Here is a 22,455-nt window from a genome sequence, read left to right as displayed (position 1 = left end):
TTTCCGGTAAGGGGACCGGCTTGATTGTTTTTCTTTACAAGAAACAACCTGTCAGCGCTGCCTTAAATAAAATATTCCTCCGTTAATGATATCAATGTTAATGCGCGGTTCGTATTGTTCGCGAAGCGCTTCTTTTTCAATCTGATAAGCATCCGGTTTTTCTTCTGTTTCTTCATAAAAATGATCGAGCAGCGCTAAATCCTCTTCCCATCTCTCAATAGCTCGAGCAGCCCATTCATGGCTCTCTGTCGATATTTTTTGCTCAATAAATCTTCTAATCCGATGGATTCCGCTCACAGGACTGATCATAGGGGTTAGGGTGAATGAGAAATCCGGGATTTTCGGTGTCATGGACAATGTTTTGACATAGTCGAAAAAATGTTCTTGTATTTGGCCATAAATTAAATTGATTCCGTACGATCCAAAGATCTCCTTTTTTCGGTCTGCCTGATAAGAAATTTTTACATTTAAGCAAACCCATGGATGAAGGGGAATATGGCCGTGTGGTTTCTCTTCAGACTGTTCATATAAGCGAATAAATCCAGCTAATTTTTTCGTACATTGAAAAATTTGATGCAGTCGGGGGGAACCGTAATGAATGATTTCTCCCTTTTCATTCGGCGCTTCGTTTTGATCCGTAATAAGCGCCAATTTCATTGGATTGGGGGCACCGCCGGTTTTTTCAATATAATGCCAATAAAAAGGCCGATTCATTAATTCTTTATCCATTTCTTTCGTTAATTGAACATGGAGGAATCCTTTTTTGTTTTCTAATATCGGGCATTTATTTGCTGTGAAAAAACGTTCAAGATATTGATGGATTTGCTTGTTTTCCATGCTTCCACTCCTCTTTTCCCATCGTTTGGGCCCATTGAATCATAGATGATAAGTTGTCCATTTTAATTTTCATTTCCCCTTCGGATTTGGAATGGAGGAAGATGTCAGCGAATAATTCTTCTAGATTTCCCGCTTCAAAATGAGTCAAAATTTCATCTAACTCACCGACAACTTGTTCAAACAAACGAATTTTTTCGTATAGCAATTTTAAAATATGCTCTTCGACCGTTCCTTTAATGGCAAAATTATAAATATGGACATCTTTGGTCTGTCCCAGCCGATGAACCCGGCCGATCCGCTGTTCCAAACGCATCGGATTCCATGGCAAATCAAAATTTATAATGTGATGGCAAAATTGCAAGTTGATTCCTTCCCCGCCTGCTTCCGTGGCGATCAATACTTGAGCGTGGTTTTGAAATAATTCTTTCATCCAATCTTTTTTGCCCCTTTTAAACCCGCCCCGGAAAGGAACAGAGGTGATACCGTGCTGTTTTAAAAACCATTGAAGATACATTTGAGTGGCTCTGTATTCCGTAAAAATAATGACTTTGTCATTGATGTTTTGTATGAGTTCAAGTGCTTTCTCTGCTTTGGCATTCGATTGGACTTCGTTGACAGCTTGAAGCAGCTCATTCATTTTTTCTGCGAAATAAGGAGAGAGGCCTTCATTTTTCTCCAGCATGTTTTTGATTGTGAAAAAGACCGCTTCTCTGCTGCTGCAAGCTTCTCTTTGAAGCGTCAATATGGAAATGGCGCTTTGCACAAAGTGGTCGTATTCTTCTTTTATGGTGGACAGCTGTTCGTACAGCTTTCTTTCTGAATCAGAAAACTCAATCAAGATCGTTTGCACCTTACGTTTGGTCCATTCTATCCCTGTATCTTTTCTTCTGTTTCGGATCATGACCTTTTTCACCAATTCTTGTAAATGCACGCTGTTCTGTACAGAACGTTTATCTTTTTTAAAGCGCTCGAAAAAGGCGCTTTCATTCCCTAAATGTCCCGGTTTCAACAAAGATACGAGATGAAAGAGTTCATCGATTCGATTTTGAACGGGGGTTGCCGTTAGCAGCAGGCAAAATTTTTTCTTTAAGTTTTGTACAAATTCATAGTTTTTGGTCTTGGGATTTTTAAGTTTATGGGCTTCATCGATAATGACGAAATCATAGTTTTGTTCGTAAATGATCGATCGATGCGGATCGCGTTTGGCCGTATCAATGGAGGTCACAACGACATCGCACTGTTCCCATACATAACTTTTTTTTTGAGCAACGGCCGGAATCAGAAATTTGGTGTTCAATTCATGTGTCCACTGCGATACGAGTGAAGCGGGAACGAGAATAAGCACTTTTTTGGCGAGACCTCGAATCATATACTCTTTTAAAACCAGACCGGCCTCAATCGTTTTCCCCAGACCCACTTCATCTGCCAATATAGCTTTTCCGTTCATTTCTTCAATTACTTGCTGCGCTGCCTCAAGTTGATGAGGAAGAGGGGTAAGATGAGGCAAAAATTTAGGAGCGACCAAGCCTGTAAAGTCAGGAATAATCATATCTTTTTCCATTTCAACGGCTAATTGAAATAGATCCCAATGTCCCCATGGACCGTCCTGTTCGAGTTTGGATGCAAATTCTTGCGACCATCGTTCATCAAATAGAATTTTTAATTCCATATAAGTCATCTCCTTTCAAAAAAAGATTGCTGGAATGGCCTCCTTAATGGTAGGATAAAACCAAAGAAAGTTTAGAAAGTTTTTTATTACAAAATTAGTCCGACAAGTGTGCTAGGGATCATTTCCGTTTTGATTTTCCTAGTATGCCCAAATTTCAATTAAATATCGGCGAATGAAAACAGGGGGAGAGACTGCTTTATGCAGCGCCGAAGGAGCAAGCAAAAGTGCGAATCTCTCAGGCAAAAGAACTCCTGTTGGACGCACCTCTGGAGAGTGTTCCATTTGGAGCCACCAAAGAAGACAACATTTTTGGAAACTTTCAGGTTTAAGGACAGAGAACTCAACTAAACGGGAGTTCTCTGTCTTTTTCTGTTTCACGATCTATGAAATAGGGGGAGAGATATGGAACGTTTAAAAAGGACGGCCCTTTTCCACTTGTACAAAGAATATGGGGCTAAAACGATTGATTTTGGCGGATGGGAGATGCCTGTGCAGTTTACAAGTATAAAGGAAGAACATAGTGCGGTAAGGGAAAGAGCCGGATTATTCGATGTATCCCATATGGGGGAAATTGTCGTAAAAGGGGATGACAGCGAAAAGTTTCTTCAAAAAATGGTAACGAACGATGTTTCCCGTTTAAAGTCAGGCAGGGCCATGTATACAGCCATGTGTTACGAGAACGGCGGGACAGTAGATGATCTTCTGATTTACAAGCTGGATGAAAAAGAATATTTGCTGGTTGTCAATGCTGCCAATACGGAAAGTGATTTTCAATGGCTGAAGGGCCATCTGGAAGGAGACGTAATGGTCGAAAATGAATCGGAGCATTGGGGACAGCTGGCGATTCAAGGACCGTTGGCGGAAAAAGTTTTACAAAAATTAGTGGATATCGATCTTTCTAAGCTAAAAGCTTTTACGTTTCAAACGAATGTGGATATCCAAGGTTCAAAGGCGCTGGTTTCCCGGACAGGATATACGGGAGAAGACGGGTTTGAAATTTATTGCCGCGCCAGCGATTCCCCTGATATTTGGAATCATCTTTTAGAGGCAGGAAAAGAAGAAAAGGTGCTTCCTTGTGGATTAGGCGCAAGAGATACGCTCCGATTTGAAGCTTGCTTGCCGTTGTATGGTCAGGAGCTGTCGGCTGATATCACTCCGATTGAGGCCGGCATCGGGTTTGTTGTAAAACTCCATAAAGACGAGTTTATCGGAAAAGAAGCGTTAAACATTCAAAAAGAAAGAGGGACACAACGAAAAATAGTCGGTTTGGAAATGATCGATAGAGGAATCCCTCGAAATGGATATCCTGTTTTTTCGGATGATCAGCCAATAGGATATATCACATCCGGCACGCAATCGCCGACATTAAAGAAAAATATCGGGCTTGCTCTTCTAAAGAGTGAATTTGCCTATCTTGGCAGCGAGGTTCAAGTGGAAATTCGCCAACAAAAGCTGGCGGCCAAGGTAGTCGAAACACCTTTTTATAAGCGTTCGAAATAGAGAAGGGGGAGGAGAATGGAATGAAGCATCGTTATTTGCCTATGACAGAAACGGATCAACAAGAAATGCTGAAAGCCATTGGTGTGGAGTCGGTGGAGGAACTTTTTCGTGATATACCGGAAAAAGTGCGATTCCAAGGAGAGTACAATATAAAAAAAGCGTCACCGGAATCGACGTTGAAAAAGGAATTGACCCAGCTTTCCCGTAGAAATGCGAACACAAAAGAGTATATATCCTTCTTAGGAGCGGGTGTGTACGATCATTACATTCCCGCGATTGTCGATCATGTTCTTTCACGCTCTGAATTTTATACCGCCTATACACCTTATCAGCCGGAAATTTCTCAAGGGGAATTGCAGGCCATATTCGAATTTCAAACAATGATCTGTGAATTAACAGGAATGGATGTAGCCAACTCTTCGATGTATGACGGGGCGACGGCTCTTGCTGAGGCGGCGCTGCTTTCCGCTGCCCAAACGAGACGCAATAAAGTACTGATTTCTTCCGCCGTTCATCCGGAATCAAAAGAAGTTCTGAAAACGTATGCGAAAGGACGCCGGCTTGAAGTGGTGGAAATCGCGGCGACTCAAGGTACGACGGACGTACAAGAGTTAGCCAATCAAATCGATTCGAATACTGCGGCGGTCATTGTTCAGTATCCGAATTTTTTGGGCAGAGTCGAACCGCTCGCTGAACTGGCGGATATCGCTCATTCCGAAAAGGCGATGTTTGTTGTTTCCGCCAATCCGCTTGCTCTTGGGGTTTTAGAACCACCTGGAAAATTCGGAGCAGACATTGTGGTCGGCGACTGCCAGCCCTTCGGAATTCCTGCAGCATTTGGGGGACCGCATTGCGGCTATTTTGCCGTCACAGAAAAATTGATGCGAAAAATCCCCGGAAGGTTAGTGGGGCAAACGGTAGATGAAGATGGCAAAAGAGGATTTGTATTAACTCTCCAAGCACGGGAACAGCATATCCGCCGCGATAAAGCGACATCCAATATTTGTTCCAACCAAGCTTTAAACGCTTTAGCAGCTAGCGTAGCGATGACGGCTCTTGGCAAAAAAGGATTAAGAGAAATGGCGGAACAAAACGTGCAAAAAGCTTATTATGCGAAAAAACAGCTTCAGAAAAATGGCGCCATCGTCGCTTTTGACGGACCCTCTTTCAATGAATTTGTCATTCGTTTAAATAAACCGGTGAAGGACGTAAATAAGCGGCTTTTTCAAAAAAAGATAATCGGCGGGTACGATTTAGGAAAAATGGATCCAATGCTTCAAAATCATATGCTGATTGCGGTAACGGAACTTCGCACAAAAGAAGAAATTGATTTATTGGTCAAAGAATTGGGGGGATTATGATGAACAAAACGGATCAGCCTCTTATTTTTGAAATTTCCAAGTCTGGCCGCATCGGATACAGTTTGCCGGAGCTGGATGTCCCTAAGGTTGACGTGGCGGATATTCTTCCAACGCAATATATAAGGCAGGAAGAGCCGGATTTGCCGGAAGTATCTGAGTTGGAAATTATGCGTCACTACACGGCTCTTTCCAAACGGAACCACGGTGTTGATTCCGGGTTTTATCCGCTCGGTTCCTGTACGATGAAATATAATCCCAAAATAAATGAAGATGTCGCCCGTTTGGAAGGCTTTCGTCATATTCATCCGCTGCAGGACGAAGAAACCGTTCAAGGTTCATTGGAGTTGATGTACGATCTCCAGGAACATTTAAAAGAAATAACAGGAATGGATGAAGTGACTTTGCAGCCGGCTGCCGGAGCACACGGCGAATGGACAGGTCTTATGATGATTCGCGCCTATCACGAAGCGCGAGGCGATGACAAACGGACGAAAGTGATCATCCCTGATTCCGCTCACGGTACCAATCCCGCATCGGCGACCATTGCCGGATTTGATACCATTACGGTAAAATCGAACGAACAAGGTCTTGTCGATTTGGAAGATCTACGGAGAGTAGCGGGGGAAGATACAGCGGCCTTAATGCTGACGAATCCGAATACGTTAGGGCTCTTTGAGGAGAATATTCTTGAAATCGCTGAAATCATCCATCAAGTCGGAGGAAAGCTTTATTATGACGGCGCTAATTTAAATGCCGTTCTTTCAAAGGCGCGTCCGGGTGATATGGGCTTTGATGTAGTCCATTTGAATCTTCACAAAACTTTCACAGGACCGCATGGGGGAGGCGGCCCCGGTTCTGGACCTGTCGGTGTGAAAAAGGAATTAATCCCTTATTTGCCGAAGCCCGTATTAACAAAAAAAGATGGGATCTTTGTTTGGGATGAGGACCGTCCGTATTCTATCGGCAGAGTGAAACCGTATTATGGCAATTTCGGTATTCTTGTTCGCGCTTATACGTATATTCGTTCCATGGGGCCGGACGGTTTAAAAGCGGTAAGCGAAAATGCCGTCATTAATGCCAACTATATGATGAGAAAGCTGGCTCCATATTACGAACTGCCATATGACCGGCATTGTAAACATGAGTTTGTGCTAAGCGGAAAACGCCAGAAAAAATTGGGCGTTCGGACATTGGACATTGCGAAACGGCTGCTGGATTTTGGCTTTCATCCCCCGACCATTTATTTTCCGCTCAATGTGGAAGAATGTCTGATGATCGAACCGACGGAAACGGAATCGAAGGAAACGCTGGACTCTTTTATTGAAGCGATGATTCAAATTGCGAAAGAAGCGGAAGAACAGCCGGAAATCGTCCAAGAAGCTCCTCATACCACTGTGATCCGCCGCTTGGATGAAACGGCCGCTGCCCGAAAGCCGATTTTGCGATTTAAACGATCATAACGGTTGATGGAGTTTTCGCATTTCCATCCTTCCTTATCAAGGAAGGATGGAAATCAGGAAGACGGCCTACAAGCGACGAATGGACAGAAAAAAGAACGAAACCATGGAAAACGACCAAATGGTTGAACATAAATAAGTCCGATCGTTTGCAGAAAAAAAGAGACTGGTTCAAGAAAAAGGAATATTCGGCCTATTTGCTGCGAACTCCCTTTTCCCGTCCAGTCATTTCATGATGTTCGTTTAAAATGACGAAATTTCGTTATTTTCCGGTTTTGATTTTCCCCGTCCATTTTTTGAAGCCGCCTTCTAACTGATAAAGCTGACGGTAACCGTGCCGGTATAAATATTGAGCAGCTCGTCCGCTTCTTAAACCGCTTTGGCAATAAAGATACACCGGTTTGTCCGGACGGATTTCCTTCATTCTCATTTTGATTTGTGTGAGAGGAATGTTGCGGGCTCCCAAGATGTGACCGGCTTCAAATTCATTCGGTTCCCTGACGTCGATTAGTTGCGCTTTTCTGTAGCCGGCTTTAAATTCATCTTCTTTTAATGTTTTGACAACTCTTTTTTGTGTAAAATACACGAAGAGAAAATAAATAAGAACAACTACGATAATCGTGGCTAGCGTATACAGCAAGTTTATAGCTCCTTTCCCTTAAGATGCACTAATATTTATTATAGTCATCACTGTTCTTTTAATCAAAATCTTTTCTATGATTTTTTATGCAGAATTCTTTCTTTGTGTTTTCCCGGATCCTTTGATAGACTAGAGAAGGAAATTTTCAGGTTAAAGAGGGTGAATGGAATGGAAAAAAAAGAAGTGTGGAAATTTATTGATTCCGGTAAATGTTCGCCTTCTTTCAATATGGCCCTTGATGAAGCTCTTTTGGATTGGCACAGCAAAGGAGACATTCCTCCTGTGATCCGCTTTTACGGCTGGAATCCACCGACATTATCGATCGGTTATTTCCAAAAAGCGGAAAAAGAAATCGATCTGGAAGCTGTTAAAAAACACGGCTTAGGATTTGTACGTCGCCCCACAGGCGGAAGAGGTGTTTTGCATGAACATGAACTTACATACAGTGTCATTGTAACGGAAGAGCATCCGCGCATGCCGAAAACCGTAACGGAAGCTTACAGGGTGATTTCCGAAGGAATCCTTAAAGGGTTCCAATACCTTGGTTTAGACGCTTATTTTGCCATCCCCCATACGGAAGAAGAAAAAAACAAATTAAAGGATCCGCGTTCTTCTGTTTGTTTTGATGCCCCAAGTTGGTATGAACTAGTAGTGGAAGGACGGAAAGTGGCAGGAAGTGCTCAAACAAGGCAAAAAGGAGTCATTCTGCAGCACGGTTCCATTTTGCTTGATTTGGATGAAGAGAAACTTTTCAGTTTGTTTCGCTATCCGAGTGAAAGAGTAAAAGAACGGATGATGAAATCGTTCAAAAACAAAGCGGTGGCCATTAATGAAATCAGTGCAAATCCTGTTACCATTGAAATGGCAAAGGAAGCTTTTAAAAAAGGATTTGAAGATGGCTTAAATATCCAATTGGAACCATACGAGCTGTCCGAACAGGAAAAGACGTTTGTGGAAAAATTAGCCAAAGAAAAATACGAATCGGATGAATGGAATTTCAGACGTTAGCTACTGGGGAGAAAGCGGAGGCCGCATCCGCTTTTTCTCTTTTTTCGTTGCTGTGCCTTCTTTTTGCTGGAGGGCAGTGGTGATACATGTTGCCTTTCATTCTGCAAGTTTCAGAAATGATCATTTTTCGGCAATTATGGTCGTTTTCCCCTAAATATCTCTATTCTCCCAACGAAACCATCTTTTTTTTTCGCTTGACAAAAAAGCGAATATAAATCAATATATAGTAATAGTGAAAGGGATAATGGCACAATATATTGTGCGGTTCGTTTTTGTGAGTATAATATATGGCTTGGGTTTGTCCAAATGAAGAAACGTTTAAAGCTAGAAAAGGAGTTGTCGATATGTCTGTTGCGTTGAATAAAAACATGACGATTAACAAGGAACGGTTAAACAAGGATATACAGCTTTTCCCTCAAGTTCATCCCATTACGGATGACATGAAAATCACCTTTAAAGGTGTATCCCGGCTGGTGATGATCGATCGATATTCGTTTAAAGATACAGAGAAAATTACTTTGGCAGAAGGGGATTTTGTCGTTTTAACGGTGAAAGAGGATCCAAAATTTCCGGCCCGCGGATTAGGGTATATCGTCGGGATTGATTGGGAAGCCAAAAAGGCAGATGTATGGATTGAAGAGGAATACCGAAGTGCCATTGACGATCCGAAAGAATTGGAAACAGGTATCGTTCGTCGGCCGCTCAACGTCATTGAAAAACCTCTGGAAGTCTATTATGAACAAATCGCAAAGAGAAACGCAACAGGCCTAGCCTCCGTTGAAAAAGCGGAAGAAAAAAGAAAAGAATGGTTTGAAAAATTTTATCGCGAGCTCGTCAGTTTGAATTTTGTTCCGGCTGGACGTGTGCTGTACGGAGCGGGATCCGGAAAGGATGTTACTTATTTCAACTGCTATGTGATGCCGTTTGTAAAGGACTCCCGCGAAGGCATCTCCGAACATCGCAAACAAGTAATGGAAATTATGTCGCGAGGCGGTGGGGTCGGAACGAACGGATCAACGCTTCGTCCTCGTCATGCATTGGCAAGAGGGGTAAATGGAAAATCATCAGGATCCGTTTCTTGGCTGGATGATATTGCTAAATTAACCCACCTGGTGGAACAAGGCGGTTCAAGACGTGGAGCTCAAATGATTATGCTGGCAGACTGGCATCCTGATATTGTGGAATTTATTATATCCAAAATGCAAAATCCGCGTATTTTGCGTTTCTTAATTGAAAATTCAAACGACGAACAAATTAAAAAGGCTGCGAGCGACAAACTGAAATTCACACCGCTTACTGAACTGGAAAAAGCGATGTATCAAGGGATTCTCAATTATAAAAACATTCCGGGACAAGGCGGTTTTGGCGAAAAAATTATTCAAGAAGCCGAAGAAAAGCTTCGTACAGGTGGAGTATATTCTGTCCATAATCCGGACTTTTTGACGGGAGCGAATATTTCGGTCTGCTTAACGAAGGAATTTATGGAAGCAGTCGAAAAAGATGAAGAATATGAACTCCGTTTTCCGGCTGTGGAATCTTACGATGAAAAAGAAATGGAAATTTACAATAACGAATGGCACAAAGTCGGAGATGTGCGCGAATGGGAGAAAATGGGCCACAAAGTGAAAACATACCGTAAAATTCGTGCACGTGAATTATGGAACTTAATCAACATTTGCGCTACATACTCTGCAGAGCCGGGCATTTTCTTTATTGACAATGCTAATGAAATGACGAACGCGGTAAGCTACGGACAAAAAATAGTGGCAACCAATCCGTGTGGTGAACAGCCGCTGGCTCCGTATTCTGTGTGCAACTTAGCAGCAGTCAACCTTGCCGAAATGGTGGATAAAGAAAACAAGACGGTTGATTTTGAAAAATTAAAACAGACGGTGGAAGTGGGCGTTCGCATGCAAGACAATGTCATCGATGCCACTCCTTACTTCCTGGAAGAGAACCGAAAACAAGCCCTCGGCGAACGTCGTATCGGTTTAGGCGTGATGGGCCTGGCGGATTTGCTGATCTACTGCGAGAAAGAGTACGGTTCGGAAGAAGGCAACAAGCTGGTTGACCGAGTATTTGAAACGATTGCAACGACGGCTTACAGAACATCGATTGAATTGGCGAAAGAAAAAGGAAGCTTCCCATATTTGGTCGGGGAAACGGAAGAAGAAACGAATAAGCTTCGCGAGTCCTTTATTCAATCCGGTTATATGAAAAAAATGCCGGAAGATATCCGTCAAGATATTTTGAAATACGGAATTCGCAATTCCCATTTATTAACGGTGGCGCCGACTGGATCCACAGGAACGATGGTGGGCGTATCCACAGGATTGGAACCGTATTTCTCCTTTACTTACTACCGCAGCGGCCGGTTAGGAAAATTTATCGAGGTAAAAGCGGATATCGTACAAGAATATTTAGATCAACATCCAGAAGCTGATCCGGATCATCTGCCGCACTGGTTTGTAACGGCGATGGATCTATCTCCGGAAGCTCATGCCGATGTACAATGTGTGATTCAACGCTGGGTAGACAGCTCGATTTCCAAAACGGTCAACGCTCCTCGCGGTTATACGGTTGAACAAGTGCAGAAAGTGTACGAGCGTCTCTATAAAGGCGGGGCAAAAGGCGGAACCGTTTATGTTGACGGAAGCCGTGATTCACAAGTATTAACGTTAAAAGCAGAAGAAAACCATCCAGAGGAAGAGCCGATTGTGAATGATGCGGAAAAATCGGAACAACATGTCGTCATACTAGATACGATTCAAGATGTTCGTTCAACATCTGTGAAAATAGGCAACGAAGTCGGCGATACATGCCCTATCTGCCGCAAAGGGACGATTGAAGAAATCGGCGGCTGCAATACTTGTACAAACTGCGGTGCACAATTAAAATGTGGACTATAAAATAAAACTTCTGCTGTTTTTCAGAGAAATCTCTTTCTAAGAGGCTGATTCGCATTTAGAGTCAGCCTTGTTTTTTGTATCCGGAAGTTCTAATTGTCGTGCCCCATTCTTAAACATATAAAAGAAAGTTTGCATCGAAGGAGGGGCCGTATGAAAATCGATGGGGTTTTTTCCGGAGGAGGAATAAGAGGTTTTGCGTTAATTGGCGCTTATCAAGAACTGGAAGAGAAAGGATATCAATTTATCAGGCTTGCGGGTACAAGTGCCGGTTCGATCATTGCCGGTTTTATAGCGGCCGGTTATAGAAGCAGCGAAATTTACCAATTAATAGATGAAGTGGACTTGAAGGATTTGTTGGACGATTCTCCACGATACTTTCCGGCATTTTTAAATTGGCTAAAAGTCTATTGGAAATTAGGACTTTATAAAGGAGATTCATTAGAAGCATGGTTAAGCGAAAAATTGGCGCAAAAAGGTGTTCGGACATTTGCTGATTTACCTCCCGAGACACTGAGAGTCGTCGCTTCCGATTTGACAAACGGCCAGTTAATCGTTTTGCCGGATGATCTTCAGCCCTACGGCATTTCGCCTGAGAATTTTTCCGTCGCTCGAGCGATTCGCATGAGCTGTTCGCTCCCTTATTTTTTTCAGCCGGCAAAGCTTAAAACAGCTAAGGGAACAGCGTTGATCGCAGATGGAGGCATTTTGAGCAACTTTCCCATGTGGATTTTCGGCCAGGAGGGTAGAAAACGTCCGGTGATCGGCATTAAGCTGGTTCCGCGAGATTCCGATATTCAGGAAAAAAACATTCATAATGCCATTGAGTTGTTTAGCGCCCTTTTTAAAACGATGAAAGATGCTCACGATGCCCGTTATATATCCCGTAAACTGGAGAAAAATATTGTATTTATTAAAACGAATGGAATTAGTTTGACGGAGTTTGAATTAAATGATAATGAAAAACGCGTCCTTGTGGAATTAGGACGCGAACAAACTCGGCGGTTTTTAAAAAACTGGAGCTATGGTTAATGGAAGCGAGCCAAGGGTTAAGCTCGTTTTTTCTTTTTCCCTTTTTTTCCTTCGATGACGGTCAGATGGACGTCGTTTCTTCTGCGAATCGGTTTTCTTTTTTGGGTAGAAAGTCGGGATGATTGACGTTTCCTGATTCTTTTCTTGGATTTTTTAGCTGCTCTTAAAAATGCTTGCTGGTCTTTGCGTACCGGCTTTTTGATTCCCATTCTGTAGACAATATACAGAATACTTGCAACAAAGATTAAAAACAGGATTCGCTTTCCCAGTGCATTAGGAGAGCCTGCAAAGAAAGACAATAACCCGATGGCGGCAAGACCCGTGATTAAAAAGAAAACGAAAGTGCGAATCTTCAAGAAACCCACCTCCCTGCCAGGCATGAAATTCATTGTCGATGGATGATCTATTGATAGTTTAGACAATTTTCTGTTCTTTTAATCTTTTTTCTTCCATCATTTCCAAACGGAGTAGTTCGTTAAAGGAAGCGATGGCCACTTCTACTTGATCATCACTCGGTTCTTTTGTCGTCAGCAATTGAAGCCATAAGCCAGGATAGCCTAAATATTTTAATATCGGCACTGTTCGCAGTTTGTTGGTGATCTGTAGCATTTCAAAAGACAGACCCAGCACAACAGGTATCAGAGCAATCCGGTTTACTACTCTCAGCCAAAGAGGGTGAACCGGAACAAACATATATACAAATATTCCGACAATGACGGTAAAAAGAAGAAAACTGCTGCCGCAGCGATAATGCAAGCGCGACTGAGATTGAACATTTTCAACGGTTAAATCGAGACCATTTTCAAAGGCATTGATCACTTTATGCTCTGCTCCGTGATATTGCAACACTTTTTTTACAAGGGGAGTCAACGAAATAAAATGAATATATGCTAGAAGCAGTAGAAGTTTAAACATACCTTCTATGAAAATTTGAGTCAAATCTCCGGGAAAAATGGGACGGGTGAATTCTGCCAAAAACACGGGCACAAGGGTGAAGACAAATTTGGCAAACAGAAAAGACAGAATACCGACGATCGCTGCATTTAAGGCCATCGTCCATTTTTTTGTTTCTTTTTTTGGAGCTTCATCATCCATGTCTTTTTCCCAATTGGATTCATACAGATCGGAAGAAAATTGAAGATGTTTTGAGCCGGTGGTGGTTGCGATGATGATGGCCGCGATCCCCCGCAGCAATGGGATGTGTTTGATTTTTTGAAAGATCGGTTTTTGTTCTCGAGAAAGGCGGTAAAACTCCATTTCACCGTCTTTTTTCCTGACAGCGGTGACCGTAAAGTGTCTACCCCCAAACATCACTCCTTCGATTACGGCTTGGCCTCCATATAAAGGCTTTGTTTGTTTCAATGGAATCCCTCGCTCATCGTAAACTTTTGTTATCCCTATTTTAACTTTCTTTTCTGAATAAGGAAAGGTCTGCACGAAAGGACGAAAAAGTTTTTTTAGATAGGGCATATTAAAAGAGGACTTCAATAGAAGAGGCTTCGTGGTGAAGGAGGAAATAGCTTTGGTCTTGAATCATGCGTGTTTAGGAACTTCACGATGATAAATAATCCTTCCAAACGACTTACAGATAGGTTAGCGAATTCATTTTGGTCATTTTTCACAAAATATCAAAGGGAATATGTCAGATGCAAGTCAGGAGAGAATCTTTATGATGAAGCGATATGTTCACGTCAAGAACCGTCAGATGGAGGTGGGCAACATGGACGGAAATGAAAACGGAAAGAATCAATCAGAACACAGTCAGCAAACGATGTCAATGTTTGCATATGTGGCCGTTACAGGCTTTTTTGGAGGATTGTTATGGAGTTTTGTGGCTTATTTTGCCTACTGGTTTCATTTTACCACGATTGAACCGAACGTTTTGCTGGAACCGTTTACTGTAGGAAAATGGCGGGAAACATGGATTGGTTTTTTCATGACATTGTTCGCTTATGGAATCGTTTCGATCCTTGCGGCCTTTATCTACTATCTTTGTTTCAAAAAAGTAAAATCTATGTGGATGGGAGTAGGGTATGGGATTGCCTTGTTTTTGGTTGTCATATTTATTTTCAATCCGATTTTTCCCGGCATAAAACATTGGAAACACATTTCTTTTCATACTTATGTGACAAGTCTTTGTCTCTATTCGCTTTATGGCTTATTTGTCGGATTTTCCATTTCTTATCAATATGGAGAAGTATATGGTCAATATTATAAAAAGCTTCAAAAACAAGAAAATAAATAATAGGTCATAGTTAAAAGCTTCCTGTTTATTATACGCTCTCCCCCAACGGAAAAGTACGGTCTTTCCGAGAAGGCTAATGAAAGATATGGGATATTTGTGATAAAATGTTTTAAAGAAATCTTTTTCAATAAGGTGGTCGCTGTGCATATACTTTTATTAAACGGCCCGAACTTAAATCGTTTAGGAAAACGAGAACCGGCGATTTATGGAACCGAAACATTAGATTCCATTGAGAAAAGAGTTTGGGAAAAAGGAAAAGAGTTTGGAGCAGAGGTGGTTTGTTTCCAATCTAACTATGAAGGGGCCCTGATTGACCGCATTCATCAAGCAGAAGACGAAGGGATAGAAGGCATCATTTTCAATCCAGGGGCTTTTACGCATTACAGCTATGCGCTAAGAGATGCAATAGCTTCCGTTCAAGTCCCGGTGATAGAAGTTCATTTGTCAAACATACATCGACGTGAATCCTTTCGACACCATTCTGTCATCGCTCCCGAAGCCATTGGTCAAATTGTCGGATTGGGGGCACTGGGTTATGAGTTGGCGCTTCAAGCCATTATTCAGTACATACAGGGGAGAGAATCTTAATGGAAAAAATCAAAAGACTTCGTGAACAATTTGCTCAAGCCGGTATTGATGGGATGCTAGTGACAAGCCCCTTTAATCGACGCTATATGACAAATTTCACCGGAACGAGCGGAGTAGCGCTTATTTCTGAGGAAAAAGCTTTATTTATTACCGATTTTCGCTACGTGGAACAAGCCGGGAATCAGGCAAAAGGATATGAAATTGTCCAACATGCCGTTCCCATTCATGAAGAAGTGGCGAAACAGGCTGAAAAGCTAGGCATTCAAAAATTAGGCTTTGAAAAAGATCACTTAACCTTTTCCAATTATCAAGACTATCAGAAAGCTTTTAAAGGCGAGCTAGTTCCTGTCGGTGATATCATCGAAAACTTGCGCTTGATTAAGAGCGAATCAGAGATTAAGATATTAAAGGAAGCTGCCGATATTGCCGATGCTGCGTTTAAACATATTTTGGACTTTATCAAACCGGGAATCACTGAGCTTGAAGTCGCCAATGAACTTGAGTTCTTTATGAGAAAGTGCGGGGCAACTTCTTCTTCGTTTGATACGATCGTTGCTTCAGGAAAAAGATCCGCTTTGCCACACGGAGTGGCCAGCGATAAAATCATCGAAAAAGGGGACTTAGTCACTCTTGACTATGGAGCCCTTTACAAAGGATATGTTTCCGATATTACTCGCACGGTAGCCGTTGGCGAGCCTTCCGACGATTTGAAAAACATTTATCAAATTGTTCTCGAGGCTCAATTGTTGGCGGTGGAAAAAATAAAACCGGGAATGACCGGGAAAGAAGCAGACGCGATTGCGAGAAACTACATAGCAGAAAAAGGTTTCGGCGATCGATTTGGCCATTCTCTTGGTCATGGAATTGGATTGGAAGTTCATGAAAAGCCTTTATTGTCTATGCGTTCGGATATTGTGCTGCAGCCGGGAATGGTTGTAACGGTTGAACCGGGGATCTATGTGCCCGGCCTTGGCGGAGTACGCATTGAAGACGATACGATTATCACAAGCAGCGGCAATGAAACGATCACGCATTCAACAAAAGAATTGATTATTTTGTAAATTACAGGAGGAAGCCATACATGATTTCAGTAAATGATTTTCGAACAGGTTTGACGATTGAAGTTGATGGAGAAATTTGGCGCGTACTGGATTTCCAGCACGTGAAACCGGGTAAAGGAGCGGCATTCGTTCGTTCGAAGCTGCGCAACTTGCGCACAGGCGCCATTCAAGAAAAAACGTTTCGCGCCGGCGAAAAAGTAGAAAGAGCACAAATTGATAATCGAAAAATGCAATACTTGTATGCAAACGGCGATCAACACGTTTTCATGGATAATGAAACATACGAACAAATCGAATTAAGCAGCTCCCAAATCGAGTACGAATTAAAATTCTTAAAAGAAAATATGGAAGTTTTCATTATGATGTATCAAGGAGAAACAATCGGTGTGGAACTTCCGAATACAGTGGAATTGACGGTCGTGGAAACGGAACCAGGAGTTAAAGGAGATACAGCATCAGGCGGTACAAAACCAGCAACGCTTGAAACAGGGCTTGTCGTACAAGTTCCGTTCTTTGTAAATGAAGGCGACAAACTCGTTATTAACACATCAGACGGCTCATACGTTTCAAGAGCGTAATCATACTACATTTTAAGTTGAAGGAAGCCAGATCAAGATCCTTTTATGGATTTTGATCTGGCTTCTTTTTTTCCTGCTTTTGGATTTGGGTGAAATGAAGTCATACTTCCTTCGATCGAAAATATATTTGTAGTAGAGGGGGCTTGTACTAGGAGGAATGAATGTGGAAGAAATTTTTGATTATTTGCCAAAGACAATTGCGGATGAAATGAAGCGACTGCCCGACAACTATTGGATGAAAGTGGAAGAAATCCGTATGAGAATTGGTCGTCCGCTTGAGATCGCTGTCAAGGGACGCCCCCTGTTTCTTTCTCATGTTGTCACGAAAGAGGACGGGGAAACGTTTATGAGTAAAATAAGCCACCATTCTTTTTATACGCTGGAAGAAGAATTGAAACGGGGGTACATTACCATCGAAGGAGGGCATCGAGTGGGGCTGGCGGGAAAAGTCATCCTTGAAAATGGACAAGTCAAGGGATTGCGCCATTTGTCCTCTTTTAATATAAGAATTGCCCGGGAGATCATAGGGATTTCACGTCCTCTTATCCCTTTTTTATTTGAAAAAGGATGGAAACATACGATGATTATCGGGGCTCCCCAGACAGGAAAAACGACTCTTCTCCGTGATATCGCCAGAGTCGTTTCGACCGGTTGTGACCAATTGAATATTCCACCCTTAAAAGTAGGAATTGTCGATGAACGTTCCGAAATCGCCGGCTGTATGTTTGGGATTCCTCAGCTTTCCTTTGGACCAAGAGTGGATGTGTTGGATGCATGTCCAAAAGCGGAAGGCATGATGATGATGATTCGTTCGATGAGTCCGGATGTTTTAGTAGTAGATGAAATCGGGCGGGAAGAGGATCGAATGGCTGTGCTGGAAGCGGTCAATGCAGGGGTAAAGCTTGTCATGACGACACACGGAGATTCTCTTGAAGAGATTCAAAAACGCCCTCTTCTTGCTGATATTGTCAATCGGCAATTAATCGAAAGGTATGTGGAACTGACACGAGAAAAAGGTCCCGGTACTATTTCCGTCATTAGAGGAGAAAAAGGGCAACGGCTGTCCCGCCAAATGAGGGTGGAAAAAGGATGAAATGGATTGGTGCCATCTTGATTCTGGGGTCCGCTTGCTGGTTCGGATTCGAACAAGCAAAACAATTAGCCGATCGGACGAAGCAATTGAAAATGATGATCGCGGCGTTGCAGTCGTTGGAGGCGGAAATTATGTACGGGCATACCCCTTTGCATGAAGCAGCGAGAAAAATCGGTCATCAGTTCGGATTCCCTGTCTCCCAGTTGTTCCTTACTTTTGCAGAAACGATTTTATCGACAGAAATTTCAGTCGATGAAGCATGGAAAAACAGTCTCCATTTTATCAGAAATAAGGCAGCCTTTAAGCGGCCGGAATATGAAATTATAGAACAATTTGGCGGATCGTTAGGCAAACATGACCTTCTGACCCAGCAGAAGCACATTCTTCTGACCCTTGCCCATTTGCAAAGAGAAGAGGAAGAAGCGCGGGAAAATCAAAAAAAATACGAAAAAATGTACAAAAGTTTAAGCATTTTAGTAGGGCTGCTTTTGGTCCTTTTGCTTTTCTAAAACCAGGGGGAATCGTACATGGGGATAGATGTGGATATTATTTTTAAAATCGCCGGTGTCGGACTCGTTGTCGCCTTCTTGCATACGATTTTGGACCAAGTAGGAAAAAAAGAGTATGCCCAGTGGGTTACATTATTTGGATTTATCTATATTTTGTTTGTTGTTGCCACCATCGTTGGGGATTTGTTTGAAAAAATCAAATCTGTATTTTTGTTTCAGTAGAAAAGGGGGAGAGGAAGATTGACATAATCAAAATTGCGGGGATCGCGCTTATTACAGTATTTTTAACTCTCCTCTTAAAAGAACAAAAGCCCAATTTTGCTGTGTTGCTTGTTCTATTTGTCAGTGTTGGAATTTTTTTGTTTTTAATCGATCAAATTCAATCCATTATTCAAATGATTCGTGAAATTGCTTCCAAAACAGACATCAACATGGTGTATGTGGAGACGATTTTGAAAATTATCGGGATCGCCTATATTGCCGAACTGGCTTCTCAAATATCAAAGGATGCGGGACTTTCGTCTCTGGCATCAAAGGTGGAATTAGCAGGAAAAATCTTGATATTGGCCATGGCTGTTCCTATTTTATCAGTCCTGCTCGAGACGATTATTTCTTTAATTCCGGCAAAATAAAAATCAATATTCATCGTCGACCATTACTCAAGAGGAAAAACGTCATCTTACTTTTAACCTGAATGCGTTATCCGGGACTTTTGTTCCGGTCGAGGAAAGCAGGACAGAGCCCTTTTAGGATGGTGAAAAAGATTGCGTGTCTATTCAATGCTTTTCGTCTTCGCTCTCTATTCTTTTGCCTTTTCTGGAACTGTTGTCCAGGCGGAAGGTTCTTCGGATTCTCGTGAACACCCTTCCCAAAAGGAAATGGTGCAAACCCAGCTGGAAAACCTAGGGGTAGATGAGTTGATGAATTACTGGAAAGAAGTAGTCAATGAATATGGCGGATATCTTCCTGAATCTCAAACAGGATCCCTTATGGATTATTTAAAAGGCGAAAAGCAGTTTTCCATCCAAGCATGGTTTTCGGCCATAGTCAAATTTTCTATTCAAGAAGTGTTAAAGAGTGGAAAACTTTTGGGATCGTTGATCGTGCTCACTGTTTTATGTGCCCTTCTGCAATCGCTTCAAAATGCTTTTGAGCAGGGGACCGTCAGCAAAGTGGCGTATGCCGTTGTTTTTATGGTGCTGATTGTCATTGCATTGAATAGTTTTCACATTGCCATTCAATATTCAAAAGAATCGATTGAACGGATGACTCATTTTTCATTGGCTCTTATTCCTTTGCTTCTTGCGCTTATTGCTGCATCGGGGGGAGCTGTTTCCGCTGCCTTTTTCCATCCCGTTATGATCTTTTTAATGAATACGAGCGGGCTGTTTATTCAAAACATTGTGTTTCCCCTGCTTTTTCTATCTGTCGTAGTCAGCATGGTCAGTTTGTTTTCAAAAGAGTATAAAGCCACTCAGCTTGCCTCCTTATTAAGAAATTGGAGCATCGGTCTTTTAGGGATTTTTATGGCCGTTTTTCTGGGGGTCGTTTCCGTTCAAGGGACCGCCACCGCTGTGACGGATGGCCTGGCTGTGAGGACCGCGAAATTTGTAACGGGTAATTTTGTCCCTGTTATCGGACGGATGCTCACAGAAACGGCCGATACCGTCATCAGCGCATCCGTGTTGTTAAAAAATACGGTCGGTATAGCCGGTATGGCGATCATACTCATTATTGCCGCTTTTCCAGCAGTAAAAATTTTGCTCATTGCCTTGATCTATAAGGTGGCCGCCTCTGTTTTGCAGCCGATTGGAGCAGGCCCCGTCATAACTTGCTTAGATATTATGAGCAAAAGCATTCTTTATGTCTTTGCCGCTTTGGCGATTGTTTCCATCATGTTTTTTCTCTGTATTACGATAATTGTGACAGCCGGAAATATCACGATGATGATGCGCTAGGAGGTTGACATGGATTTTTTTGCGAAATGGATTGCCAACATCATTCTTTTGCTTTTATTTGCTGTCACCATCGAAATGCTGCTTCCCTCTTCGACTTATCAAAAATATTTGAAAATCATCGTTGGACTTATTTTAATCGTTGTCCTGTTAACGCCGCTGCTCTCGGTGTTTTCCGGCCAATTCCAGCAAGAAATCGTTTCGGCGATCAAAACGAGCGGCGGAGAAACCTGGGAAGCAGAAAATCAATTGAATCAAAAGAAAAATGAAATACAAGCGTCTCAGCGTGAATATATTTTAAAACAGATGGCTGTCCAATTAAAACATTCGGTGGAAAAGGAGCTGATGAAGAAGTACAAAAAAGAAATTGTGGATATTCAAGTGGAAATGAAAGATCAACATGGGTATAAGCAGGAGGATATAAATAAAATCAAGGTGGTTTTAAAAGACGCAAAAGACGGAATGACAGAATCTGTTCAAGAGGTCAATATCGACATTCACGATTCTCGAAGTTCAAAGCCGCATGAAGAAGAGAAAAAAATCGCTGCTTTTTTAGCCAAACAGTGGGGAGAGGATCCGGAAAAAATCGTGGTACTGGATGAAGAGGGGACGGATGGGCATGGATTCTAAAAACAGTTCTGATAAAAAATGGCTCCCGCTAAAACTAGGCGATGGGAAGAACGATAAGAAAAAGAACAAATTGCTGTTTTTGGTGGTCGCTGCCGTTATTGGAGCCGCCTTGATGGCCGCAAGTGATATGTGGAACAAGAAAAATCAGGCAGTTACGACAACTGTGCAGCCCCCTTCGCAAAAAGATGTGGAAACCTTTGCGACAGATAAGAAAACAAAGCCGAAAAACATCCAAGATTACGAAACTCAGTATGAAAATCAACTAAAAGAAGCACTTGATGAAATGCTGGGCGTCAATAATGTCACGGTTGTCGTAAATGTAGAAGCAACAGAAAAAAAAGTACTGGAAAAAAACACGAAAACCCAAAAGCAAACAACGGAAGAAAAGGATAAACAAGGAGGGAAAAGAACCATTCAAGATGAAACAAAAGAAGAAAACGTGGTGATGGTGCAAAAAGGTGAAACGGATGAACCGCTCGTCGTAGAAACGATGAAACCGAAAATACGCGGGGTTCTAGTTGTAGCGGAAGGAGCAGAAAACATTGAAGTCAAAAAATGGATTATTGAAGCGGTTACGAGGGTATTGGATGTTCCTAGCTACAGAGTGGCCGTAATGCCTAAAAAATAGAAGGAGGATTCTGAAAAATGCTTTTAAAAAAACAGACTGTATGGCTATTAACCATGCTTAGCCTAGTTGTGGTGCTATCGGTATATTACATTACTTCTCCCGAACAGCCGAAAAACGGCGGCGAATTGGCAGAACAAAAACAAACCAATCCAGCAGCGGATGAATCGGCAAAAGATAAATCGGCCAAAAACCATAATGTGGAAGTCATTACGAAATCTGCGGGGGATGAAGCTTTCGAAGCTCTGCGTCTGGAAATTCAAGATGAACGCAGCAAATTGCGGGAAGAGCTGACCAACAAATTAGCTTCCTCTGATTTGTCTCCTGAAGAAAAAAACAAGGCTTATGACGAGATGGAAAAGCTGACGGAAATGGCAACAAAAGAAAATGTTCTTGAAACGCTGATCAAATCGAAAGGATATAAAGATGCGCTGGTTCGCGATGACGGAAAGCAAATATTAATTACAGTAAAATCGAATGAACATTCCGCTAAAGATGCGAACGAGATCATTCACCTTGTTGAAAAAGAAATGGATAATCAATATTTGCCAATTGCCGTGGAATTCCAGCCTTCTAAATAGCATATAAGAACAGTCTATAGGAATGGAAAACGGCGGACGATAAATCAGTGATATTTCTCAATAGATTTTGAGAGAGGGTATGAGGTTTCACTCACCTGATTCATCTATCTTTGCTTATGAACTTGTTTTTCGGATTGTATGAAAAAGTCCTCAAAGCGAGGAATGAAGAAGAAATCTCAT

Annotated in this window: 23 protein-coding genes and 2 riboswitches; of the genes, 18 read left to right on the top strand and 5 right to left on the bottom strand. The window is 42.1% G+C overall.

Annotated features, from left to right (window positions below; genetic code table 11):
• Positions 1 to 51: 51 nt before the first annotated feature.
• A complete protein-coding gene (locus NST81_RS11860) occupies positions 52 to 837 on the bottom strand; it encodes a YqhG family protein (RefSeq protein WP_328202003.1) in 786 nt (261 codons plus the stop codon).
• Positions 806 to 2,506: a DEAD/DEAH box helicase gene (locus NST81_RS11855; RefSeq protein ID WP_341029955.1), complete on the bottom strand. Its 1,701-nt coding sequence runs from the start codon at positions 2,504 to 2,506 to the stop codon at positions 806 to 808. Before NST81_RS11855 ends, NST81_RS11860 begins: the two co-directional genes overlap by 32 nt.
• A gap of 172 nt (positions 2,507 to 2,678) precedes the next feature.
• A riboswitch (glycine riboswitch) is annotated at positions 2,679 to 2,767 on the top strand.
• Between the two features lie 3 nt (positions 2,768 to 2,770).
• Positions 2,771 to 2,843, top strand: a riboswitch (glycine riboswitch).
• Between the two features lie 65 nt (positions 2,844 to 2,908).
• On the opposite strand from NST81_RS11855, the gene gcvT reads away from it, so the two are divergent.
• The 3 genes from gcvT to gcvPB are packed head-to-tail and all read left to right on the top strand — an operon-like array spanning position 2,909 to position 6,827.
• Positions 2,909 to 4,006 (top strand): glycine cleavage system aminomethyltransferase GcvT, encoded by a 1,098-nt coding sequence (gene gcvT / locus NST81_RS11850; protein WP_003355320.1) that lies wholly within the window; start codon positions 2,909 to 2,911, stop codon positions 4,004 to 4,006.
• Positions 4,007 to 4,026: 20 nt separating this feature from the next.
• Entirely contained in the window at positions 4,027 to 5,367 is a 1,341-nt protein-coding gene (gene gcvPA / locus NST81_RS11845) for an aminomethyl-transferring glycine dehydrogenase subunit GcvPA (RefSeq protein WP_341029953.1), read from the top strand.
• Positions 5,367 to 6,827: an aminomethyl-transferring glycine dehydrogenase subunit GcvPB gene (gene gcvPB, locus NST81_RS11840; RefSeq protein ID WP_341029952.1), complete on the top strand. Its 1,461-nt coding sequence runs from the start codon at positions 5,367 to 5,369 to the stop codon at positions 6,825 to 6,827. Before gcvPA ends, gcvPB begins: the two co-directional genes overlap by 1 nt.
• A 259-nt stretch (positions 6,828 to 7,086) precedes the next feature.
• Here the strand turns inward: gcvPB and NST81_RS11835 are convergent, their stop codons facing one another.
• The gene (locus tag NST81_RS11835; RefSeq protein ID WP_390895380.1) at positions 7,087 to 7,470 is read right to left on the bottom strand and encodes a rhodanese-like domain-containing protein; all 384 of its coding nucleotides are present in this window, start codon (positions 7,468 to 7,470) and stop codon (positions 7,087 to 7,089) included.
• A gap of 162 nt (positions 7,471 to 7,632) precedes the next feature.
• Between NST81_RS11835 and NST81_RS11830 the strand changes: the two genes are divergently transcribed.
• The 3 genes from NST81_RS11830 (at position 7,633) to NST81_RS11820 (ending at position 12,410) form a co-directional block, all read left to right on the top strand.
• On the top strand, positions 7,633 to 8,472 hold the full coding sequence (locus NST81_RS11830; RefSeq protein WP_341029950.1) for a lipoate--protein ligase family protein: 840 nt from the start codon (positions 7,633 to 7,635) through the stop codon (positions 8,470 to 8,472).
• A 344-nt stretch (positions 8,473 to 8,816) separates the two neighbouring features.
• On the top strand, positions 8,817 to 11,381 hold the full coding sequence (locus tag NST81_RS11825; RefSeq protein WP_328202009.1) for a vitamin B12-dependent ribonucleotide reductase: 2,565 nt from the start codon (positions 8,817 to 8,819) through the stop codon (positions 11,379 to 11,381).
• A 150-nt stretch (positions 11,382 to 11,531) separates the two neighbouring features.
• The gene (locus tag NST81_RS11820; protein ID WP_048623669.1) at positions 11,532 to 12,410 is read left to right on the top strand and encodes a patatin-like phospholipase family protein; all 879 of its coding nucleotides are present in this window, start codon (positions 11,532 to 11,534) and stop codon (positions 12,408 to 12,410) included.
• A gap of 17 nt (positions 12,411 to 12,427) precedes the next feature.
• Here the strand turns inward: NST81_RS11820 and NST81_RS11815 are convergent, their stop codons facing one another.
• On the bottom strand, positions 12,428 to 12,766 hold the full coding sequence (locus NST81_RS11815) for an SA1362 family protein (RefSeq protein ID WP_328202012.1): 339 nt from the start codon (positions 12,764 to 12,766) through the stop codon (positions 12,428 to 12,430).
• A gap of 58 nt (positions 12,767 to 12,824) precedes the next feature.
• Positions 12,825 to 13,721 (bottom strand): DUF1385 domain-containing protein, encoded by an 897-nt coding sequence (locus tag NST81_RS11810; protein ID WP_270583238.1) that lies wholly within the window; start codon positions 13,719 to 13,721, stop codon positions 12,825 to 12,827.
• A gap of 358 nt (positions 13,722 to 14,079) precedes the next feature.
• Between NST81_RS11810 and NST81_RS11805 the strand changes: the two genes are divergently transcribed.
• The 12 genes from NST81_RS11805 to NST81_RS11750 all read left to right on the top strand — a co-directional run bounded on the left by NST81_RS11805 (position 14,080) and on the right by NST81_RS11750 (position 22,275).
• Positions 14,080 to 14,655, top strand: a complete 576-nt coding sequence (locus NST81_RS11805; protein ID WP_328202013.1) for a YqhR family membrane protein — start codon at positions 14,080 to 14,082, stop codon at positions 14,653 to 14,655.
• A 141-nt stretch (positions 14,656 to 14,796) separates the two neighbouring features.
• A complete protein-coding gene (gene aroQ / locus NST81_RS11800; RefSeq protein WP_341029948.1) occupies positions 14,797 to 15,243 on the top strand; it encodes a type II 3-dehydroquinate dehydratase in 447 nt (148 codons plus the stop codon).
• Positions 15,243 to 16,304, top strand: coding sequence for a M24 family metallopeptidase (locus tag NST81_RS11795; RefSeq protein ID WP_327803935.1), 1,062 nt, complete (start codon positions 15,243 to 15,245; stop codon positions 16,302 to 16,304). Before aroQ ends, NST81_RS11795 begins: the two co-directional genes overlap by 1 nt.
• A 20-nt stretch (positions 16,305 to 16,324) precedes the next feature.
• The gene (gene efp / locus NST81_RS11790) at positions 16,325 to 16,882 is read left to right on the top strand and encodes an elongation factor P (RefSeq protein ID WP_003355307.1); all 558 of its coding nucleotides are present in this window, start codon (positions 16,325 to 16,327) and stop codon (positions 16,880 to 16,882) included.
• Positions 16,883 to 17,045: 163 nt separating this feature from the next.
• Positions 17,046 to 17,975, top strand: a complete 930-nt coding sequence (gene spoIIIAA / locus NST81_RS11785) for a stage III sporulation protein AA (protein WP_048623664.1) — start codon at positions 17,046 to 17,048, stop codon at positions 17,973 to 17,975.
• Positions 17,972 to 18,484, top strand: coding sequence for a stage III sporulation protein SpoIIIAB (spoIIIAB, locus tag NST81_RS11780; RefSeq protein ID WP_003355305.1), 513 nt, complete (start codon positions 17,972 to 17,974; stop codon positions 18,482 to 18,484). Before spoIIIAA ends, spoIIIAB begins: the two co-directional genes overlap by 4 nt.
• Before the next feature lie 18 nt (positions 18,485 to 18,502).
• The gene (gene spoIIIAC, locus NST81_RS11775; protein ID WP_003355303.1) at positions 18,503 to 18,706 is read left to right on the top strand and encodes a stage III sporulation protein AC; all 204 of its coding nucleotides are present in this window, start codon (positions 18,503 to 18,505) and stop codon (positions 18,704 to 18,706) included.
• A gap of 26 nt (positions 18,707 to 18,732) precedes the next feature.
• The gene (spoIIIAD, locus tag NST81_RS11770) at positions 18,733 to 19,116 is read left to right on the top strand and encodes a stage III sporulation protein AD (RefSeq protein WP_082142310.1); all 384 of its coding nucleotides are present in this window, start codon (positions 18,733 to 18,735) and stop codon (positions 19,114 to 19,116) included.
• 132 nt (positions 19,117 to 19,248) lie between these two features.
• Positions 19,249 to 20,442: a stage III sporulation protein AE gene (gene spoIIIAE, locus NST81_RS11765; RefSeq protein WP_082142309.1), complete on the top strand. Its 1,194-nt coding sequence runs from the start codon at positions 19,249 to 19,251 to the stop codon at positions 20,440 to 20,442.
• Positions 20,443 to 20,451: 9 nt separating this feature from the next.
• Positions 20,452 to 21,069, top strand: a complete 618-nt coding sequence (gene spoIIIAF, locus NST81_RS11760; protein WP_048623663.1) for a stage III sporulation protein AF — start codon at positions 20,452 to 20,454, stop codon at positions 21,067 to 21,069.
• Positions 21,053 to 21,697: a stage III sporulation protein AG gene (gene spoIIIAG, locus NST81_RS11755; RefSeq protein ID WP_003355299.1), complete on the top strand. Its 645-nt coding sequence runs from the start codon at positions 21,053 to 21,055 to the stop codon at positions 21,695 to 21,697. Before spoIIIAF ends, spoIIIAG begins: the two co-directional genes overlap by 17 nt.
• 17 nt (positions 21,698 to 21,714) lie before the next feature.
• Complete coding sequence (locus NST81_RS11750) at positions 21,715 to 22,275, top strand: SpoIIIAH-like family protein (RefSeq protein ID WP_048623662.1); 561 nt, start codon at positions 21,715 to 21,717, stop codon at positions 22,273 to 22,275.
• Positions 22,276 to 22,455: the final 180 nt, after the last annotated feature.

Source organism: Bacillus sp. FSL W8-0223 (assembly GCF_038006805.1).
GTDB lineage: Bacteria > Bacillota > Bacilli > Bacillales > DSM-4216 > Bacillus_O > Bacillus_O smithii.
Note: the sequence above shows the minus strand (reverse complement) of the source record. Positions and strands in the feature narration are given on the sequence as shown.

What these genes read in the sequence shown, in the direction of transcription:
- NST81_RS11795 (WP_327803935.1), top strand. Translation starts at nt 15,243, where the DNA reads ATGGAAAAAATCAAAAGACTTCGTGAACAATTTGCTCAAGCCGGTATT.
- NST81_RS11825 (WP_328202009.1), top strand. Translation starts at nt 8,817, where the DNA reads ATGTCTGTTGCGTTGAATAAAAACATGACGATTAACAAGGAACGGTTA.
- NST81_RS11805 (WP_328202013.1), top strand. Translation starts at nt 14,080, where the DNA reads ATGATGAAGCGATATGTTCACGTCAAGAACCGTCAGATGGAGGTGGGC.
- spoIIIAB (WP_003355305.1), top strand. Translation starts at nt 17,972, where the DNA reads ATGAAATGGATTGGTGCCATCTTGATTCTGGGGTCCGCTTGCTGGTTC.
- NST81_RS11820 (WP_048623669.1), top strand. Translation starts at nt 11,532, where the DNA reads ATGAAAATCGATGGGGTTTTTTCCGGAGGAGGAATAAGAGGTTTTGCG.
- gcvT (WP_003355320.1), top strand. Translation starts at nt 2,909, where the DNA reads ATGGAACGTTTAAAAAGGACGGCCCTTTTCCACTTGTACAAAGAATAT.
- spoIIIAG (WP_003355299.1), top strand. Translation starts at nt 21,053, where the DNA reads ATGGGCATGGATTCTAAAAACAGTTCTGATAAAAAATGGCTCCCGCTA.
- efp (WP_003355307.1), top strand. Translation starts at nt 16,325, where the DNA reads ATGATTTCAGTAAATGATTTTCGAACAGGTTTGACGATTGAAGTTGAT.
- gcvPA (WP_341029953.1), top strand. Translation starts at nt 4,027, where the DNA reads ATGAAGCATCGTTATTTGCCTATGACAGAAACGGATCAACAAGAAATG.
- NST81_RS11750 (WP_048623662.1), top strand. Translation starts at nt 21,715, where the DNA reads ATGCTTTTAAAAAAACAGACTGTATGGCTATTAACCATGCTTAGCCTA.
- spoIIIAC (WP_003355303.1), top strand. Translation starts at nt 18,503, where the DNA reads ATGGGGATAGATGTGGATATTATTTTTAAAATCGCCGGTGTCGGACTC.
- NST81_RS11860 (WP_328202003.1), bottom strand. Translation starts at nt 837, where the DNA reads ATGGAAAACAAGCAAATCCATCAATATCTTGAACGTTTTTTCACAGCA.
- NST81_RS11810 (WP_270583238.1), bottom strand. Translation starts at nt 13,721, where the DNA reads ATGTTTGGGGGTAGACACTTTACGGTCACCGCTGTCAGGAAAAAAGAC.
- gcvPB (WP_341029952.1), top strand. Translation starts at nt 5,367, where the DNA reads ATGAACAAAACGGATCAGCCTCTTATTTTTGAAATTTCCAAGTCTGGC.
- spoIIIAF (WP_048623663.1), top strand. Translation starts at nt 20,452, where the DNA reads ATGGATTTTTTTGCGAAATGGATTGCCAACATCATTCTTTTGCTTTTA.
- NST81_RS11830 (WP_341029950.1), top strand. Translation starts at nt 7,633, where the DNA reads ATGGAAAAAAAAGAAGTGTGGAAATTTATTGATTCCGGTAAATGTTCG.
- NST81_RS11855 (WP_341029955.1), bottom strand. Translation starts at nt 2,506, where the DNA reads ATGGAATTAAAAATTCTATTTGATGAACGATGGTCGCAAGAATTTGCA.